The organism is Blautia sp. DFI.6.71 (assembly GCF_020593585.1).
In the GTDB taxonomy this organism is placed as follows: Bacteria; Bacillota; Clostridia; order Lachnospirales; family Lachnospiraceae; genus Blautia_A; species Blautia_A wexlerae.
The window spans coordinates 1-1,272 of the sequence record NZ_JAJDMJ010000130.1; the positions used below are offsets into that span (position 1 = coordinate 1).

The 1,272-nt window shown below is 43.6% G+C and carries 1 protein-coding gene; it reads right to left on the minus strand.

Features of this window, described 5'->3' with window-relative positions; genetic code table 11:
* Positions 1–754: reverse transcriptase domain-containing protein (locus tag LJE12_RS19535; protein ID WP_119243778.1), on the minus strand; the 754-nt coding region annotated here is incomplete at its 3' end.
* Positions 755–1,272 lie beyond the last annotated feature (518 nt).

Sequence of the window (1,272 nt, forward strand, 5' to 3'; positions counted from 1 at the left end):
AATCATCAGCATAGACCACCAGACCTGCATATCCCTTTAACATCGGCGTTACCACCTCTCTGAACCACCATATCAGCACATAGTGCATATAGATACAGGAAATTATCGGAGAGCAGACGGAACCTTGTCCACTTCCTTCCTCTGTTGCTTCAAATTCATAGTTATTCATAATTCCTGCTTTCAGCATTCGTCTGACAAGGCGGATGATATTCGGGTCTTTAATCCTTGATTCTATAAAACGCACAATCCATTCATGGTCAAGATGCTGGAAGAATCCTTTTATATCCGCATCCAGAACATAATTCGTCGGTTTCCTTTCCAGCATTATGTTTAGTTTGCGGATTGCTTTATGGCAGCCCCTGTTGGGTCTGAATCCCATCATCTCATCATAAAACATTGGCTCGAATACTGCTTCCAGTATCCTGCGCAGTGCTTCCTGTACCAGCTTGTCTTCATAACAGTAGATACTAAGTGGCCGCATCTTCCCATTGTCCTTTGGTATTTCTACCAGTCTTGCTGGTTTAGGCTTATAGGATTTCTTCTTCAGACTTTCTATAAGGGCTTCTAGATTTTCTTCCAGATTTCTTCCGTATTCTTCTTTGGTAACTCCATCTATTCCTACGGCTTTCGTTCCATCCATCTGGACATGACAGTTCTCAAGCATCTCCTTATTGATAAGATGCCCCAGTGATGTAAAGACCATATCTGGGTTTTCTTTTGATAATTGTGATATTCTCGCCAATTTCGTTTCCATTAGTTCCCCTATCTCTGTGTATAGCTAATGTTTCCTCTTTGATATAGTTTCGCAGGCCAGAACTGCGAGGCACAGTTCTCTCTCGACTTCCCTCCAGTATTTATTTTGTTCATACCTTCACCGGTACTGTTCGGGCCTCCGACTACCTGCACTTCGTTTGTCTTTCTTCTTTTGGTTGGCGGACATACTTTTCATTTACACACTCTGAAAAGAAAATGCAGGTCCTCTCCAGTTGACATATAGTCCCTGTCTGACATGAATAGTTTCAACAACACCGCAGAGGCATGCAAAATCTCACCATAACGATAAGTGCATATATTGTCTTCCACCCTGACCACGGTGTCGACCCTCTGATACTTTGGGATTTCGGTGCTCCATAGCTATCCCTGCTATCTTGCTGTCTACGCTTAGCCTGCACGTTACCGTAACAGACTCAAGACTCGCTTCAAATGCTGTGGTTAACAGCTTATTTGATGGGGCTTCCACCCACCGGACTATATACCCTTTGCTGGACGCAC